This is a genomic window from Nakamurella sp. UYEF19 (assembly GCF_040546275.1).
Classification (GTDB): domain Bacteria; phylum Actinomycetota; class Actinomycetes; order Mycobacteriales; family Nakamurellaceae; genus Nakamurella.
Window position 1 is genome coordinate 51,034 of record NZ_JBEPNO010000008.1, and the last position, 14,591, is coordinate 65,624.

15 protein-coding genes are annotated in these 14,591 nt (G+C 67.9%); 11 read left to right on the forward strand and 4 right to left on the reverse strand.

Annotated features, from left to right (window positions below; genetic code table 11):
* Positions 1-3: 3 nt before the first annotated feature.
* Positions 4-624: a GNAT family N-acetyltransferase gene (locus ABIB25_RS13035; RefSeq protein ID WP_354528892.1), complete on the reverse strand. Its 621-nt coding sequence runs from the start codon at positions 622-624 to the stop codon at positions 4-6.
* Between the two features lie 14 nt (positions 625-638).
* Positions 639-1,301: a 4a-hydroxytetrahydrobiopterin dehydratase gene (locus ABIB25_RS13040; RefSeq protein ID WP_354528893.1), complete on the reverse strand. Its 663-nt coding sequence runs from the start codon at positions 1,299-1,301 to the stop codon at positions 639-641.
* A 454-nt stretch (positions 1,302-1,755) separates the two neighbouring features.
* On the opposite strand from ABIB25_RS13040, the gene ABIB25_RS13045 reads away from it, so the two are divergent.
* The gene (locus tag ABIB25_RS13045) at positions 1,756-3,612 is read left to right on the forward strand and encodes a phosphoenolpyruvate carboxykinase (GTP) (RefSeq protein WP_502919813.1); all 1,857 of its coding nucleotides are present in this window, start codon (positions 1,756-1,758) and stop codon (positions 3,610-3,612) included.
* 125 nt (positions 3,613-3,737) lie between these two features.
* Here ABIB25_RS13045 and ABIB25_RS13050 read toward each other — a convergent pair whose 3' ends face one another.
* A complete protein-coding gene (locus ABIB25_RS13050) occupies positions 3,738-4,472 on the reverse strand; it encodes an SRPBCC family protein (protein WP_354528895.1) in 735 nt (244 codons plus the stop codon).
* Positions 4,473-4,964: 492 nt separating this feature from the next.
* Here ABIB25_RS13050 and pdhA point away from each other — a divergent pair, with 492 nt between their 5' ends.
* The 9 genes from pdhA (at position 4,965) to ABIB25_RS13095 (ending at position 12,672) form a co-directional block, all read left to right on the forward strand.
* On the forward strand, positions 4,965-6,134 hold the full coding sequence (pdhA, locus tag ABIB25_RS13055; protein ID WP_354529050.1) for a pyruvate dehydrogenase (acetyl-transferring) E1 component subunit alpha: 1,170 nt from the start codon (positions 4,965-4,967) through the stop codon (positions 6,132-6,134).
* 50 nt (positions 6,135-6,184) lie between these two features.
* Positions 6,185-7,198 (forward strand): alpha-ketoacid dehydrogenase subunit beta, encoded by a 1,014-nt coding sequence (locus tag ABIB25_RS13060; protein ID WP_354529051.1) that lies wholly within the window; start codon positions 6,185-6,187, stop codon positions 7,196-7,198.
* Between the two features lie 17 nt (positions 7,199-7,215).
* Positions 7,216-8,859: a dihydrolipoamide acetyltransferase family protein gene (locus tag ABIB25_RS13065; RefSeq protein WP_354528896.1), complete on the forward strand. Its 1,644-nt coding sequence runs from the start codon at positions 7,216-7,218 to the stop codon at positions 8,857-8,859.
* 66 nt (positions 8,860-8,925) lie between these two features.
* Positions 8,926-9,180, forward strand: a complete 255-nt coding sequence (locus ABIB25_RS13070) for a Smr/MutS family protein (protein WP_354528897.1) — start codon at positions 8,926-8,928, stop codon at positions 9,178-9,180.
* A gap of 283 nt (positions 9,181-9,463) precedes the next feature.
* Positions 9,464-10,234: a mechanosensitive ion channel domain-containing protein gene (locus ABIB25_RS13075; protein WP_354528898.1), complete on the forward strand. Its 771-nt coding sequence runs from the start codon at positions 9,464-9,466 to the stop codon at positions 10,232-10,234.
* Between the two features lie 157 nt (positions 10,235-10,391).
* Positions 10,392-10,538 (forward strand): hypothetical protein, encoded by a 147-nt coding sequence (locus tag ABIB25_RS13080; RefSeq protein WP_354528899.1) that lies wholly within the window; start codon positions 10,392-10,394, stop codon positions 10,536-10,538.
* 400 nt (positions 10,539-10,938) lie between these two features.
* A complete protein-coding gene (locus ABIB25_RS13085) occupies positions 10,939-11,709 on the forward strand; it encodes a trans-aconitate 2-methyltransferase (protein WP_354528900.1) in 771 nt (256 codons plus the stop codon).
* A gap of 137 nt (positions 11,710-11,846) precedes the next feature.
* Positions 11,847-12,296 carry a pilus assembly protein CpaE gene (locus ABIB25_RS13090; protein ID WP_354528901.1) on the forward strand — a complete coding sequence of 150 codons (450 nt, stop codon included), beginning with the start codon at positions 11,847-11,849 and terminating at the stop codon, positions 12,294-12,296.
* 55 nt (positions 12,297-12,351) lie between these two features.
* Complete coding sequence (locus tag ABIB25_RS13095; protein WP_502919805.1) at positions 12,352-12,672, forward strand: GroES family chaperonin; 321 nt, start codon at positions 12,352-12,354, stop codon at positions 12,670-12,672.
* Between the two features lie 40 nt (positions 12,673-12,712).
* Here the strand turns inward: ABIB25_RS13095 and ABIB25_RS13100 are convergent, their stop codons facing one another.
* Positions 12,713-12,907, reverse strand: a complete 195-nt coding sequence (locus ABIB25_RS13100) for a hypothetical protein (protein ID WP_354528902.1) — start codon at positions 12,905-12,907, stop codon at positions 12,713-12,715.
* A gap of 249 nt (positions 12,908-13,156) precedes the next feature.
* Between ABIB25_RS13100 and sthA the strand changes: the two genes are divergently transcribed.
* Positions 13,157-14,566 (forward strand): Si-specific NAD(P)(+) transhydrogenase, encoded by a 1,410-nt coding sequence (gene sthA, locus ABIB25_RS13105; protein ID WP_354528903.1) that lies wholly within the window; start codon positions 13,157-13,159, stop codon positions 14,564-14,566.
* Positions 14,567-14,591 lie beyond the last annotated feature (25 nt).

A 14,591-nucleotide genomic window follows, 5' to 3' on the forward strand; every position in this document is an offset into this window, starting at 1 on the left:
CGGTCATAGCACCAGCCGCATGACGGGCCGCGACGAGAAGGTCCGCCCGACCTCGGAGAATCCGGCGGCGACAAACGTCGCCATGGTCCCGATGAACAGCGCCGAACCGCTGACGCGCGTTGCTTTCAGTGCCGCGACGTCAACCGGGTGACCTTCGACGGACGTCGCCCCGTGGTCGCGAGCGAAGGCGACCGCGGCCTCCAGGAGCGCCGCTGCGACGCCGGTTCGACGATGGCCGCTCTCGATGGCGAAACACGTCACCCACCAGGCGCCGGGGTCGTCGGCCAGCACCCGTGCCAGGGCCCGGTTCGCGCGGACCCGCGGAAAGCCGTCGCGCGGACCGACTCTGCTCCAGCCGGCAGGGCGACCGTCCACGTAGGCGATCAGGCCGGGTGGTGTCGCCGCCGCCGTGACCTCCTGCCGGAGCGCCTCGCGATTGTCCGGTGTCGTCCCGAGAGAACCGGACGTGTCGGCGGCAGGTCCGAGGAACATCCGACACCAGCACCAGCCCGGATCGTCCCCTCGCTGCCCGAACACCGAGACCAGGTCGTCCCAACGGTCCGGTGTGACCGGCCGGACTTCCAGGGACCGCTCCGGGGCCGGCGCGTCGACGCGTGCCGACATGGGACCTCCGGAGATCAGTCGCGACCGGTCGAGGTGCAGAGGCAGACGCGGTTGCCGTCCGGGTCGGCGAGGACGGTGAAGGCGGGCGTACCGGACTCGTCGACGACGGTCCCGCCGGCGGCCACCGCCGCGGCAATGCGGTCGTCGACGACCTCCGGGGCCAGCCAGAGATCGAAGTGCCAGCGCTGGCGGGGCGGTTCGCGGCCCTCGTCGTCGGGGCTGCCCTGGAACCACAGGCCCGGCACGCGGCCGGTGGGGTCGAAGACCGAGTCGTGGATCCGGCTGTCCGCGGTACCCGTCAGGAGAACGGCCCAGAAGGCGGAGATGCCGTCCTCGTTGGCGGTGTCGAGAGCCAGTTCGAGTTGGGTGACCGCTGTCGGCTGCGGCTCGAGCCCATGTCCGCGGGCGATGGCGCTGATCGTCCGGGCGAGTTCGATGTCCTTCTGTGTGACCCACAGACCGTTTTGGTGCGTGCACAGCGAGACGTCGACGACGCCGTAGGTCAGTTTCAGGTCGGGGTGGTGCGACGCCGACTCGGCAGCCTGTGCGACCGCGGTCAGGAACTTCGCGGCCACCACGTAGTCCGGGATCGCGAAGCGCGCGTGGAGAGCCTGGGCGAGCTTCCGCCAGTCGGCGAGGCCGGCGTCGACGATCTGCTGGTTGCTGACTTTCTCCATCGTTCGACTGTGTCACGGGGCACCGACAGTGGGTGAAGAGCAACAGGCGCGGTGTAGGTCCAGAGTCAGCACAACATCTCAAGTAGCAACAAAATCAAACAATTGTGTGTGCCATCACGTGTTCTGAATCGATCTCTTTCACGATTCTGTGGCGTGTGCCTCACGTCAGGATCGAAGAAAACCTAGGCTGAATCATTAAAGTCAGCGCAATCCTCACCGAGACGGGTTGAAGAGCAGCAACTTCGAGGCCTACGGCCAATGTCGTCCATCGGTGCAAATCAGCAGAAAATCAAACGAAAATCAACAGGAGATGGTGTCGATGACCGCCGTTGTCAACCCGCCCCTCGGGCATACCCGCGGCCAACAGGATCGGCCGGCCGCTTCGCCCCGCCGGACGCGCCTCGACGCGTTTCCGCCCGATACCCGAGCGGCCCGCGTGTCCGCATTGGCCGGCGTGACAGCGGTAGCAGAGGGCAGCTCGACGGCAGCAGTGACGGCGACCGACCCCGAACTCCTGCGCTGGGTCGCCGAGATCGCCACGTTGACAGAGCCGGACAGCGTCGTCTGGGTCAACGGGTCCGACGCCGAGTGGAAGCAGCTCACCGACAAGCTGGTGGACGCCGGCACGTTCACCCGGCTGACGGCCAAGCCGAACTCCTTCCTCGCGGCGTCGGACCCCGACGACGTGGCCCGCGTCGAGGACCGGACGTTCATCTGCTCGGAGAAAGAGGCGGACGCGGGGGCCACCAACAACTGGATGGCCCCGAGCGAGATGAAGGCCGTCATGACCGAGCTGTACCGCGGCAGCATGCGCGGGCGGACGTTGTACGTGGTGCCGTTCTGCATGGGTCCGTACGACGCGCAGATCCCGATGCTCGGTGTCGAGATCACCGACTCCGAGTACGTCGTGACGTCGATGCGGATCATGACGAGGACCGGCGACCGCGCGCTGGAGCTCATCAATTCCGGCGGTACCTGGGTGAAGGCCCTGCACTCCATCGGCGCGCCGCTCGCGCCCGGCCAGGCCGACGTGACCTGGCCGTGCAACCCGACGAAGTACATCAGCCAGTTCCCCGAGGAGCGGACCATCTGGTCCTTCGGGTCCGGCTATGGCGGAAACGCGTTGCTGGGCAAGAAGTGCTACTCGCTCAGGATCGCGTCCGCGATCGCCCACGACGAGGGCTGGCTCGCCGAGCACATGCTCATCCTGAAGCTGACCTCGCCGCAACAGGACGTCCACTACGTGGCCGCTGCCTTTCCGAGCGCCTGCGGCAAGACGAATCTCGCGATGCTGGAGCCGACGCTGGCGGGCTGGGAGGTCCAGACACTCGGCGACGACATCGCCTGGATGCGGTTCGGCGAGGACGGCCGGCTGTACGCAGTCAACCCGGAATTCGGCTTGTTCGGAGTGGCCCCGGGCACCGGGTGGCACACCAATCCCAACGCGATGAAGACGATCGCGCAGGGCAACTCGGTCTTCACCAACGTCGCCCTCACCGACGACGGCGACATCTGGTGGGAGGGCATGACCAAGGAGCCGCCGGCGCACCTGACCGACTGGAAGGGACGCGACTGGACCCCGTCCGGCCGGGACTCCGACGGCAACGAGCTGGCGTCCGCCGGGCAGCCGGCCGCACACCCCAACTCACGGTTCTGCACTCCGATCGACCAGTGCCCGATCCTGGCTCCGGAGTACGACTCGCCGACCGGCGTCCCGATTTCCGCGATCCTGTTCGGCGGCCGTCGCAAGACGACCATCCCGCTCGTGGTGCAGGCGCGGGACTGGGGCCACGGCGTGTTCATGGGCGCGACGCTGTCCTCCGAGACCACGGCGGCCGCCACCGGAGCGGTCGGAGTGGTCCGCCGTGACCCGATGGCGATGCTGCCGTTCATGGGCTACGACGCGGGCGACTACTTCGCCCACTGGGCGGGTCTGGCGAACCGTCCGGACGCCGACAAGCTGCCGGAGATCTTCTACGTCAACTGGTTCCGCCGGGCGGCCGATGGCGGGTTCCTGTGGCCGGGGTTCGGCGAGAACTCACGGGTGCTGAAGTGGGTCATCGACCGGCTCGAGGGCCGGGCGGAGGCGATAGAGACCAGCATCGGACTCGTACCGGCGCCGGGCGGTCTTGACATCGACGGCCTCGACGTCAGCGAGCAGGACATCGCCGCTGCGCTCGCCGTGGACCCGGAGGAGTGGAAGAAGGAGATCCCGCTCATCGAGGAGTGGTTCGCCCACATCGGGCACACCGTCCCGGCCTCCCTCCACGCGGAGCTGGCCGCCCTCAAGACCGCCCTCGGCGTGGCCTGACCCGCCCCCTCCCGCGCTTATCAACTTCGCCAGCGCTTATCAACGTGGCCGGTTTGGGGCTGGTGTGACGAAAATCGACTGCTTCATGAGCGCAGTCGAAGTTGATAAGCGCGGCCCGGGGTCGGTCAGGCCTCGGCGGCGGCGGGGGTGCGGCGGCGCTTGGCTGCGCGGCGGAGCAGGACGAAGGCGACCAGGCCGAGGATCAGCGGCGCGAGGCGCTTGAGGATCGGGGCGCCGGCCGACTGCAGCAGGTTGATCGGCTCCGGCGCCTGACCGGCCGGCACCCGGTGAGCGCCGACCGAGCGGTAGGGCTCGGTACCTGCCCCCTCCGAAGAGCTTTCCGAAGCGGCAGCGACCTCCGCTGCGACCTCGTCCGGGTTGACCTCGTGCAGCAGTTCAGCGCCACCGGCCGGACGACCGGACAGCTGGGTGGACACCGCGTCGGCGAACTGGCCGATCAACTTGTTGCCGACCTCGACCATCACGCCGCGGCCGAACTGCGCCGGGCGGCCGGTGATGGACAGGGTGGTGACCAGATCGACGGCGGTGCGGCTGGGGGAGAGAGCGGTGGCTGTTGCGGTCACCAGCATGGCGGCGGTGGAGGCGGAACGCGCTGCGTTGCCGGACGCCTCGATCTTCGCGCGGTGGGCGACCGGATCCTTGTCGACGATCGTGGCTTTGCCCTTGTACGTCAGCTGGATCGGGCCGAGCTTGATCTTCACCGAGCCGGTGAAGCTGTCGCCGTCCACGGTCTCGAGAGTCGCACCGGGGAAGCAGGGTCCGACCTTTTCCATGTCCAGCAGGGTGTTCCAGGCGGTCTCGATGCCAACCGGCACCTCGAATCGGTGTTCCAGCTCCATGGGGACCCCTTCGTCGTCAACGGCCTTCGCCTCGCCCACGCCCGTCGGCGGTGGACCCCGGCCGGGCACTGTTGCCGGTCCGTCGCCCTTGATCGTATGGCCGCGCCGCACGGGACGGCCAGTGGGGAGGTCTCTCGCCGACGTGCATCAACTGGTAGGTACTCCGACGGTCGGACGTGGGCGGGATCACCTGCGGTCGCGATCCGTGCCAGTATCTGGGCAAGGTATCTCGTCGGACCACCCGGATCGGGTGTGCCGCACAGGAACCGAAGCTGACCGTCAACGCCGACGACAGCGGTTCGATGGCCCACACCCCGGGTCGCTCGTGCCCCTGACGTCCGGCGCCCGCAACCCCCGGCGATCCCGGAGGTGGGACCTATTGGACGAGGAGATGTATCGGTGGTCAATCAGCAATGGATCGACAGCCTGACGACGGCGCGAGGTGTGAAGGAACGGGGCGCCACCGGAGCCGGCGCGGCGCCAACGCCGACCATGGCTCCCTCCCCGTCGCAGGTGATCGCCGGCCTCAAGGCGACCAGCGGAGGTGAGAACCTGATCCAGGTGCTCAACCCGGAGGGTGAGTTCACCCCCCATCCGGACTACCCGCTCGACGTGTCGGCGGAGGACTTCCCGGCCCTGCTGAAGGGCCTGTACCGGGACATGGTGCTGGTGCGGAGATTCGACCGCGAGGGCAATGCGCTGCAGCGTCAGGGCCAGTTGTCGATCTGGGTGCCGCTGCTCGGTCAGGAAGCCGCGCAGATCGGCGCCGGCCGCGCGTTGGAGCCGCAGGACATGGCCTTCCCGTCCTACCGTGAGCACGGCGTGGCGTGGTGCAAGGGCATCGACCCGACCGAGCTGCTGCCGATCTTCCGCGGCACCGAGCACTGCGGTTGGGATCCGGTCGCGACCAATTTCGCCGGCTACTGCATCGTCATCGGCAACCAGGTCATCAACGCGACCGGCTACGCGATGGGCCAACGTCTGGACGGGGCCGTCGGCCCGTCGGAGACCTCCCACCGGCCTTCTGAAGCGACCATCGCCTTCTTCGGTGACGGCGCCACCAGCCAGGGCGACGTGCACGAGGCCATGGTCTTCGCCGCCGCCTACGACGCGCCCGTCGTCTTCTACTGCCAGAACAACCAGTGGGCCATCTCCGAACCGGTCGAGCGGCAGTCCCGGATCCCGCTGTTCAACCGGGCCGCCGGATACGGGTTCCCCGGTGTCCGGGTGGACGGCAACGACGTGCTGGCCTGCCTGGCGGTGACCCGCTGGGCGATGGACGAGTGTCGCTCCGGCAACGGCCCGGTGATGATCGAGGCCTTCACCTACCGGATGGACGCGCACACCACGTCCGACGACCCGACCCGTTACCGGCAGGCCGACGAGGCGCAGGCCTGGAAGCTGCTGGATCCCATCGAACGTGTCCGGGTGCACCTGGCGCGCAACGGGTTGGCCGACGCAGCCTTCTTCGATCAGATCGAGGCGGAGGCCGACGAGCTGGCCGTCCGCTTCCGGGCGTTCTGCATCGGCCTGACGACCCCGGCGCCGGACCGGATGTTCAGTCACGTCTACAGCGAGCCGCACCACCAACTCGACACCCAACAGGCCGAGTTCCGTTCCTACCTCGACGGGTTCGAGGACGAGACCGCGGTGCACGCATGAACGCAACGGGTTCCGCGGCCGTCGGTGCGGCAGGTGTTGCAGTGGTCGGCATGTCGAATGGGCACGTGTCATCGAACGGTCACGCCTCCGCCCCTCCGACGACGTTGGCCAAGGCGCTCAACATGGGCCTGCGGGCGAGCATGGAGAACGACCCGAAGGTGCTCGTCATGGGCGAGGACGTCGGCAAGCTCGGCGGTGTCTTCCGGGTGACGGACGGCCTGCAGAAGGACTTCGGCGAACACCGCGTGCTAGACACACCGCTGGCCGAGTCCGGGATCATCGGCGCTGCAGTGGGTCTCGCGATGCGCGGGTACCGGCCGGTCACCGAGATCCAGTTCGACGGATTCGTCTTCCCCGGCTTCGACCAGATCATCTCCCAGCTCGCCAAGATGACGTTCCGGACGCAGGGTCGGGTGAAGATGCCGGTAGTGGTGCGGATCCCGTACGGCGGCGGCATCGGCGCCGTCGAGCACCATGCCGAGGCTCCTGAGTCGTTCTTCTGCCACATCGCCGGTCTGCGGGTGGTCACCTGCTCCAACGCCGCCGACGCCTACTTCATGATCCAGGAGGCGATCAGCTGCGACGACCCGGTGGTGTTCTTCGAACCGAAGCGCCGGTACTGGGAGAAGGCTCCGCTGGACGTGGGAGCCGTTGTCGGCAGCACTTTCTCGTCCGCAATCCGGCGGACCGGGACCGACGTCACCGTCGTGTCGTACGGCCCGTCGATGCCCGTCCTGCAGGCCGCTGCCGACGCCGCTGCGGCCGAGGGCCGGTCGCTGGAATTGATCGACCTGCGGACGCTTTCGCCGCTGGACCTCGACCCGGTGCTGGAATCCGTCCGCAAGACCGGTCGGTTGGTCGTCGTCAGCGAGGCGCCCCGGGAGTCGTCGATCACCGGCGACATCGCCGCGCGGGTGATGGAGGAGGCCTTCTACTCGTTGGCCGCTCCGGTGCTCCGGGTGGCCGGGATGGACACGCCCTACCCGCCGAGCAAGCTCGAGGAGTACTACCTGCCGGACCTGGACAAGGTGCTGGACGCCGTCGACCGCGTGCTGGCCTACTGAGGGGTTGGGGAGAGAAGATGCCGAACATCCAGACGTTCCCGATGCCTGACGTCGGTGAGGGCCTCACCGAGGCCGAGATCCTGACCTGGCACGTCGCCGTCGGCGACACCCTGACGGTCAACCAGATCATGGTCGAGATCGAGACGGCCAAGGCTGCCGTCGAACTGCCGTCCCCGTTCGCCGGGTTGGTGACCGCGCTGCTCGTCGAGCCGGGCATCACCGTCGACGTCGGGACGCCGATCATCAGCATCGATACCGATCCGGGTGGTGCTGCGGTCGTTCCGACCCCTCCTGGTGCCGCGGCAGCGGTCGAGGGTGCCGGTGGTCCCGCGGCTTCGGTCGAGGCCGAGGAGGCCGGGACGAAGATCGGCGAGATGACGGCCGATGGTCGAATCGCCACCCTGGTCGGGTACGTATCTGCCGGACCGTCGACCGCGCGGCGCGCCCGCAAGTCCTCCGCCATGCGACCCGTCGAGGATCTCGGGTTCGACCTCGACCGCGTGCCCCGATCGGCTGTCCCGGTTGCTGCTCCGGCCGTACCGGCGCCGGTTGTCGTCGAGCCGGTGGTCGTCGAGCCGGTGGTCCAGCCGGTCGCCGCGGTTGTCGAGCCGGTCGCGGTGATCGCCGAGCCGGTGACGGCCGGACTCGGACAGCTCGCACGGCCTGCGCCGAAGGCCACCCCGCCGGTCCGCAAGCTGGCCCGGGACCTGGGTGTCGAGTTGTCCACGTTGTCCCCCGCCCGTGCCGACGGCGTCATCTCCCGTGCCGAGGTCGAGGCCGCCGCAAACACCGTAAACTCTGCCGACCCGGCGGGCTCGCCCCCGCTCGTATCACCGTCCGCCGAGTCGTATGACCCTCAAGCGTCAGACGAGCAGGTGGCCGGTCGTACGACCGCGATCGGGCCTGCGGATACGACCGCGATCGGGGCTGCGGTGGCGGCCGCGGCGGGACCGGCCGCCCGACCGCGGGAGACGCGGGTACCGATCAAGGGCATCCGGAAGATGACGGCCCAGGCGATGGTCGCGTCTGCGTTCACGGCGCCGCACGTCACCGAGTTCCTGACGCTCGACGTCACCCCGATGATGGAGCTCCGCGACCGGCTGCGGAAGCGGCAGGAGTTCACCGACGTCAAGCTCAGCCCGCTGGTGTTTGCTGCTTTCGCGGTCTGTCTTGCCTCTCGTCGGACGCCGGAGATCAACTCCGTCTGGGACGGCAACACGGCCGAGATCGTCTACAAGAACTACGTCAACCTCGGTATCGCCGCGGCGACTCCTCGCGGCCTGATCGTGCCGGTCATCAGCGATGCGGACCAACTCGACCTGCGTGGAATCGCCATTGCCCTGGCTGGCCTGACGGAGAAGGCCAGGGCCGGGCGGACGTCACCAGCCGAGATGTCGGGCGGAACCTTCACCATCACCAACGTGGGTGTCTTCGGCGTCGACACCGGCACACCGATCATCAACCCGGGCGAGTCGGCGATCCTCGCGCTCGGGTCCATCAAGGACGCGCCCTGGGTGGTCGACGGCCAACTTGCGGTGCGCAAGGTCTGCCAGCTCTCGCTTTCGTTCGACCACCGGGTGATCGACGGTCAGCAGGGTTCGCAGTTCCTCGCCGACGTCGGAGCGCTGCTGGCCGACCCCGGTCTGGCCCTGGTGTTCTGATGAACAGCGGCGTCGTCATGAACCGCGGGTCGTCATGAGCAGTGTCGTCGTGAACGGCGCGTCGGCGTGAAGCTCAAGCTCGACCTGCACGAGATCTACAACAAGGGGCAGGACATCGACCGGGCACTGCAGGCCATCATCGACGAGGCGGTGGCCAAGAAGGCCCCGCTGGTGGAGATCATTCCCGGCAAGGGGACCGGGGCACTCAAGAAGCACGTGCTCAAATTTCTGGACCGCAAGGACATCAAGGCGATCTATCACCGCGTCGAGAAGGACTCGGACAACTTTGGCCGGGTGTTCGTCCACTTCCGTTGGAAGTAACGGCAGACGTCCTGCAGGGTGATCGCTATAGCGATCACCCTGCAGGACGTTCGCCGGCTGTCGGAGTGAAGCTGGTTTCCGATGGCCCTGGTCGGCTGCCAGCATGGTGGGCATGACAGACCAGTCGTCAGCCCCTGACCGGATCTCCGCCCCGCAGCCTGGAGGCGTCCCGCAGGCCGGAGGCGCACCGCAACCTGGAGGCGCCCCGCAACCTGGAGGCGCCCCGCAACCTGGAGGCGCCCCGGAACCTGGAGGCGCCCCGCAGGCTGGAGGTGCTCTCGCCGTGCTGCGGGCCCTGGACCATCGGGTCAAGCCGGATCTCAAAAGGGCTGTTCCTGCAGTGCTGATCACGCTGTTCTGCTTCATCGCGGGCGATCGGCTCGGCGGCCTGGGCCGCAGTACCTCGGCGGTCTTCCAGCTGTTCGGTCGGGAGATCGTGGTCCGTCCGGGCTACCTGACGGTGATCGCGGTCGTGCTCGCCCTGGTGTTCGTGTTGGCCGGCGTGGTCGCCACCCGGTCCGTCGGGAACGAGGTCGCCAGGGTCACCCACAACAAGGCCGGCGTGGCTGCTGCCTCGGCCATCCGGCTCGTCTGCGTCATCGTCGGATACTTGACGGTCGCCCTCGGCCTGCTGGGGCTGTTGAACGTCAACCTCGGCAATCTGCTGGTCGGCGGCGCCGTGACCGGCGTGGTGATCGGCATCGCCGCCCAGCAGACGCTCGGCAACTTCTTCGCCGGTCTGGTGCTGCTGTTCGCCCGGCCCTACACACCGGGCCAGCGGGTCAAGGTCCGGACCGGCGCGATGGGCGGGCCGTTCGAAGGCGTCATCGTCGCGGCCGGCCTGCTGTACACGATCATCGAGACCGACGAGGGGCCCATCAGCATGCCCAACTCGGGCCTGCTGGGCGCGGCGATCGGTCCGGCTCCGGAGCCCGATCCTGACGCACTGGAAGCGGACGCGGCCGACGCGTCGGACACGGGCCAGGACGAGGAGGCCACTGCAGTGGCAGCGTCCAAGCGAACGTCCGAAAGGACGGCGTCACCGGACGGATGACAGAGAAATCCTCATCTCACCGGCGAATCGACGGCGTGTGACGCGGTTCACCGGCGGATGTGGTAACGATAGAGAGGCTCTGAGCGTCATACAGGGTGTCACCACAGAACACCGGAAGTGCCGGAAGTGCTGAAACACCTGTAAAGGACGGGACACCATGAGCCGCATCACGAACGCCATCCGCAGCAACCGCGAGATCTCCCGCAACCGTCGCGAGATCGGCCGCGCCATCGAGCGCGCCGCCACCCCGGCCATGCGCGACGAGATCATCCTGATGGCTCAGCGTCAGGGCTACACACGCTGACCCGAGCCCGACTTGCGGGGGGTACAACCCCGCAGCCGGGGGTGTCGGTGAGTGAGCGCGGAATCTTCGCAGATTTTGTTTGAAGATTCGTGTAACGCTGCCTGACGCTCCAGCGACATCACAGTTGACCCCGGTTGCTGCCGGACCCCCGACCTGGCAGCCCCCGGGGTCTTTGCTGTCTCCGGCAGGCTCCCCCCGCCCAGCCGCCCCTGTGCGCATACGGATCTGCGCGGCGCATACGATCTGCCCGAATTTCGGCGATTCGGCCCATTTCGGGTTGTCCTGTATGCGCAGGGATCCCGCGGGCGCGGCACCCCAATCGCCGCCACCCGCGGCGCCCCAGGTTCCGGCGTCACGGCCGGCACCGCTCGCAGCCGCTCCGCGAACTAGCGTGGCGAGCATGGCCGTCACCTGGAATCCGGATCAGTACGGCCGCTTCGCCGGTGACCGCGGCCGCCCGTTCTTCGACCTGCTCGGCCGGGTCGGGGCAGAGGGTCCGCGCCTCGTCGTCGACCTGGGCTGCGGCCCGGGAAACCTGACGGCCGCACTGCCGCTGCGATGGCCGACGGCCAAGGTGGTCGGAATCGATTCCTCCGCCGAGATGATCGCCGCAGCGAAACCCGCCGACCGTCTGGCGTTCGAGATCGGCGACATCAAGGCCTGGACACCCGGGCCCGACGTCGATGTGGTGATCACCAACGCAGCGCTGCAGTGGGTGCCGACGCATCGCGATCTGCTGCGGGATTGGGGTACGGCGCTGCCGTCGGGCGCCTGGATGGCCTGGCAGGTGCCTGGCAACTTCAACTCGCCGTCGCACACCCTGATGCGCGAGTTGGCCGAGTCGGACCGGTGGAGCGAGCAGCTGGCCGGCGTGCTGCGTCATGACAACACCGTCGATACGGCCGCCGAATATGCCGCGCTGTTGCTCGAACTCGGTCTGACGGCGGATACCTGGGAGACCACCTACACCCACGTCTTGGACGGCGAAGATCCTGTGCTGCAATGGGTTCGGGGAACCGGCCTGCGTCCGGTACTTGACCTGCTGGACCCAGCCGAGACCGCCGAGTTCGAGGCCGAGTACGCCGCCCGTCTCCGGGTGGCCTACCCCCGGACGCAGGCTGGGACGCTTTTCCCGTTCCGGCGGATCTTCGCCGTGGGACACAAACCCTGACCTTCCGTTCGCTCGTGCGGCAAAATGGGAACCTTCGAAGCGGCCGCACCCGCGGTGGGTGCATCTGTCGGGCGCGACCCATGCCGTTGTCGGCGGTCATCAGATGTTGCAGGCGATGCCACGGAGAGGAAGCCCGGATGATCACGCGCGAACTCGCGCTGGCGCTGCGGGAGGCCGGCGTGCGCTGGGTTCCGGCGTCAGGCGATCGGTTCAGCCTGCTCGACCCCGCCTTCGAGGGGGACATCTTCACCCTCAGCGACATGACCATCGAGGCTCAGGGCCCACCCGAGGCCAGGGTGCTCGGCTTCAACGGCACGACGGAATGGGCGCTGGACTCCGTGGGGCTGGAGGATGCGCTCTGGCTGCCGCGCGAGGACCAGTTGCGCGAGTTGATGGGCGCCACCTTCATCGGTTTGCGGGTATCCGACGACGGCTTCGTCCTGACGGTGCGCCTACCGCCACGGCCCGACGAGGAGATCGAGGCGGAGACCGCCGCCGAGGCCTACGCGCTCGGCGCCCTGGCCCGCATCGCCGCTGCCAACGAGCGGCTGCACCCACCGCCGTTGGACACCCAGATCGAGAGCTAGGACCGGCAGCGTCAGGAGCTGGGACCGACCCGGCAGGACCGCTACGCTCGGCTCCGTGCCCGACCACCCCCAAGCGATCCAGATGCTGCACGACAAGATCCTGATCAAACTGTCCGGGGCGGCCGGCGAGAGGACGTCTCGTGGCGGCATCGTCATCCCCGCGACCGCCGAGATCGCCAAGCGGCTGATCTGGGGCGACGTCCACGGCGTCGGCCAGCATGTCCGGTCGGTGAAGGTGGGGGACAGCGTGCTGTTCTCCCCGGACGACCAGTTCGAGGTGGAGATCGGCGGTGAGACCTACCTGGTGCTCCGCGAACGTGATCTCCAAGCGGTGGCGAGCGAGGCTGCCGCCGGCCGGTCCGGGCTGTACCTCTAGCCGTCGCAAGCTAGAGCACCTGCTACGGCCCAGTCCTCGGTCACCAGCCCCGATAGCCGCTCCGATACCGGTAGGCGGGGTGGTAGACCTTCGAGTCCTTCTCCTTGGGGCAGTGGGTGCATGCCTGGTAGCCCTGCGACTCGAGGCCCCCGGTCTCCGGATTCGGGTCGGGGAAGTCGACGAAGTGGTGAATGCCCCATCGGCAGCGAAGGCTGAGCTTCTCCTCCCGCGTCACGTCCCACCTCTCCTGACGCCGGAACCGTGCGTCACCTGCCACGATAGCGCCGGTTCAGGTCGGCGACCTGACTACCGGCCGATTCGGCCCGCCGACCCCGATCGGCCCGTGTGCAGACGTCCGGCAGATCAATTCCGGGTGACGGCGGCGCAACATCGGACCCCATGGTTCCGTCGACCCGCTGACATGGACGAGGATGGCGTGCGGTGCCCGGGCGCGACGCCGACCTGCAGCAGGAAAGAGTTCGATATGGACCACTTCGACCTGATCGTCATCGGATCCGGACCGGCCGGTCAGAAGGCTGCTATCGCCGCGGCAAAGCTGGGCAAGCGGGCCGCCGTCATCGAACGTCGCAACATGGTCGGCGGCGTCTGCATCAACACCGGCACCATCCCGTCCAAGACGCTCCGCGAGGCCGTGCTCTACCTGACCGGTCTCAACCAGCGGGAGCTGTACGGGCAGGCCTACCGCGTGAAGGACGACATCACCGTCGCCGATCTCTCGGCGCGGACCCAGCACGTGATCAACCGCGAGATCGACGTGATCCGCAACCAGCTGTCCCGCAACCGGGTCGCTCTGATCGCCGGCAGCGCCCGGTTCCTGGACTCGCACAGCATCGAGGTGGAGAACGAGGCGGGCGTCAAACAGAACTTGACGGCCGACAAATTCGTCGTCGCGGTCGGGACGCGTCCAGCGAGGCCGAGCACGGTCGAGTTCGACGGCGAGACGATCGTGGACTCCGACCAGATCCTGAACATGAACAAGGTGCCGGCGTCCATGGTCGTCGTCGGCGCCGGGGTGATCGGCATCGAGTACGCCTCGATGTTCGCCGCGCTTGGCACCAAGGTGACGGTCGTCGAGAAGCGGGCGACCATGCTCGATTTCTGCGACGAGGAGATCATCGAGGCACTGAAGTACCAGCTCCGGGACCTCGCCGTGACGTTCCGGTTCTCCGAATCCGTGCGTACCGTCGAGCGGCACGCCGGCGGGACCCTGACGATCCTGGAATCCGGCAAGAAGATCCCGGCCGATACCGTGCTGTACTCGGCGGGCCGGCAGGGCGCGTCCGACGAGGTCAACGTGCTGGCCGCCGGGATCGAACCGGCCGAGCGCGGCCGTCTCGAGGTCAACGAGAACTTCCAGACGTCGGTGGACCACATCTACGCCGTCGGCGACGTGATCGGCTTCCCGGCGCTGGCGGCCACCTCGATGGAGCAGGGTCGCCGTGCGTCCTACCACGCGTTCGGGGAGTCGGTCGGCGGGAAGCTCGGTGACCTGCAGCCGATCGGCATCTACTCGATCCCGGAGATCTCCTACGTCGGGCGCACGGAGAAGCAGCTGACCAGCGAGAACGTCCCGTTCGAGGTCGGTGTGTCGCGGTACCGCGAGCTGGCCCGCGGCGCGATCCTCGGCGATTCCTACGGCATCCTCAAGCTCCTGGTGCACGCCGAATCGCGAGAGCTGTTGGGCGTCCACGTGTTCGGCACCAATGCCACCGAGCTGGTGCACATCGGGCAGATGGTGATGGGCTGCGGCGGAACGGTCGACTTCCTCGTCGACGCCGTCTTCAACTACCCCACCCTCGCCGAGTCGTACAAGGTGGCCGCGCTCGACGCGGTCAACAAGATGCGCGCCATCGCCCGGGTCACCCAGCTCTGACAGCCCCGGCGCGACGCGCTTCCGG

Excerpts from the sequence above, each read along its gene's own strand:
- ABIB25_RS13085 (WP_354528900.1), top strand. The coding sequence starts at position 10,939 with ATGGCCGTCACCTGGAATCCGGATCAGTACGGCCGCTTCGCCGGTGAC.
- ABIB25_RS13090 (WP_354528901.1), top strand. The coding sequence starts at position 11,847 with ATGATCACGCGCGAACTCGCGCTGGCGCTGCGGGAGGCCGGCGTGCGC.
- ABIB25_RS13060 (WP_354529051.1), top strand. The coding sequence starts at position 6,185 with ATGTCGAATGGGCACGTGTCATCGAACGGTCACGCCTCCGCCCCTCCG.
- sthA (WP_354528903.1), top strand. The coding sequence starts at position 13,157 with ATGGACCACTTCGACCTGATCGTCATCGGATCCGGACCGGCCGGTCAG.
- pdhA (WP_354529050.1), top strand. The coding sequence starts at position 4,965 with ATGGCTCCCTCCCCGTCGCAGGTGATCGCCGGCCTCAAGGCGACCAGC.
- ABIB25_RS13050 (WP_354528895.1), bottom strand. The coding sequence starts at position 4,472 with ATGGAGCTGGAACACCGATTCGAGGTGCCGGTTGGCATCGAGACCGCC.
- ABIB25_RS13040 (WP_354528893.1), bottom strand. The coding sequence starts at position 1,301 with ATGGAGAAAGTCAGCAACCAGCAGATCGTCGACGCCGGCCTCGCCGAC.
- ABIB25_RS13065 (WP_354528896.1), top strand. The coding sequence starts at position 7,216 with ATGCCGAACATCCAGACGTTCCCGATGCCTGACGTCGGTGAGGGCCTC.
- ABIB25_RS13035 (WP_354528892.1), bottom strand. The coding sequence starts at position 624 with ATGTCGGCACGCGTCGACGCGCCGGCCCCGGAGCGGTCCCTGGAAGTC.
- ABIB25_RS13080 (WP_354528899.1), top strand. The coding sequence starts at position 10,392 with ATGAGCCGCATCACGAACGCCATCCGCAGCAACCGCGAGATCTCCCGC.